The organism is Psychrobacter sp. TB55-MNA-CIBAN-0194 (assembly GCF_040309505.1).
GTDB classification, from domain to species: domain Bacteria; phylum Pseudomonadota; class Gammaproteobacteria; order Pseudomonadales; family Moraxellaceae; genus Psychrobacter; species Psychrobacter fozii.
Genome location: NZ_JBEOOW010000442.1, coordinates 1 through 261, shown reverse-complemented (window position 1 = coordinate 261; position 261 = coordinate 1). Strand labels below are relative to the sequence as shown.

General features: G+C 63.2%; 1 pseudogene. It reads right to left on the bottom strand.

Features of this window, described 5'->3' with window-relative positions:
• Nucleotides 1–261 (bottom strand): annotated as a pseudogene (gene secD / locus AAEY75_RS15810) (protein translocase subunit SecD); the annotation flags it as partial.

The following is a 261-nucleotide window of genomic DNA, read 5'->3' as shown; positions in this document are numbered from 1 at the left end:
CACCTGGTCACCGGTGATGATCAAACCACGCTCGATCAACGCAGGAGGACGGTTGCCTTCACGGAATTCGAACTCTTCGGAAGTGGCACGCGTAGCGCCTGGGTCTGCCGCGAGACGGAACTCCAGGTTGGCGGTCTTGCCGAGGATACGCTTGGCTTCAGCGGTGTCCTGTACACCCGGCAGCTCGACCACGATGCGGTTGGCACCCTGGCGCTGCACGATCGGCTCGGCCACACCCAGCTCGTTGACGCGGTTACGCAC